This window comes from Pseudomonas edaphica, from assembly GCF_005863185.1.
GTDB lineage: Bacteria > Pseudomonadota > Gammaproteobacteria > Pseudomonadales > Pseudomonadaceae > Aquipseudomonas > Aquipseudomonas edaphica.
This window is the reverse complement of the sequence record NZ_VBVZ01001057.1, coordinates 1-917: the sequence shown is the minus strand read 5'-3', so window position 1 is coordinate 917 and position 917 is coordinate 1. Positions and strand designations below refer to the sequence as shown.

At 51.7% G+C, this 917-nt stretch carries 1 protein-coding gene; it reads right to left on the bottom strand.

Annotation, left to right across the window (positions count from 1 at the left end):
* Positions 1-641: 641 nt before the first annotated feature.
* A partial coding sequence (locus tag FEM54_RS34510) for a hypothetical protein (RefSeq protein WP_205894451.1) occupies positions 642-917 on the bottom strand: 276 nt, incomplete at its 5' end.

Genomic DNA, 917 nt, shown 5'->3' with positions numbered 1-917 from the left:
AAGAAGCTTCATGCGGCCAGTGCTTGACTGAAAGCAACAAGCCCGGCCCGCCGGGATTTTTAATGCTTATGGACCCTCCACACCTTTCGGCGCGCCACAAGGATTACAAGGAATGAGTTCAGCAGAAAGAAGCGCAGCACGATCTTCTAGTACATCGATTGCGGTAGTAGGTATTGCTCTGGGCCTAGCCGTTGCCGTCTACATAAGCCCTAAAAGCGAGTATTTCTTAGGTAATTTTGCATACATGTGGTTACCGCAAGCATCCGTGCTTGCTCTGGCTCTGGCGTGCAAGGCATCCCGAGAATCGCTGGGAGGAATAGCTATAGCGTTGGCCCTCTATTTGAGTGTTTTCGCCTTCTGGTTCTCTGGCAAGAACGCTGACTCCATGGCTTGGTTGGGTTATTTCTTCAGCTTCCCTGGAGCCTTAATTGGCACAGGCTTCGCTATCGTGTGTGAGAAGCTCAAACGCCCATCGCTCCAATCCTGCAGGCGCTCGGGTGGGTGGTTCTTGGCGTAGCTGTTAACCAGACGGTCATTTGCTCTACTATCTTATATTGCCTCGGGAATTAGTAGCGCTAGGCGAGCATTTAACGAGCCAGATGCAAAAAGCCCAGCGCGGGGCTGGGCTCGAGGAATTTTGATTAGCCTTCGATCACAGGAACTCTGCCAGCGTTGCAGTAAGGCAGTTGAATTGTTGGTTTAGACTTATCGGCAGACTTCACTGTCCCATACGCTGTTGCGAGCGTAGACACCGCGTCCACTGCCATCTTCAGCCCGGGCGTCGAATCGGCGCCCACCTTTGCCAAGCTACCGTTATCCTTTAGGTCTACCGAGAATTTAGAGGTTTCGAGCCATACAGCTTCGCAACGGATATAGCTTTCTTTTTCCGCCGGTATTAGGTTCGTTTCAGTGACTTG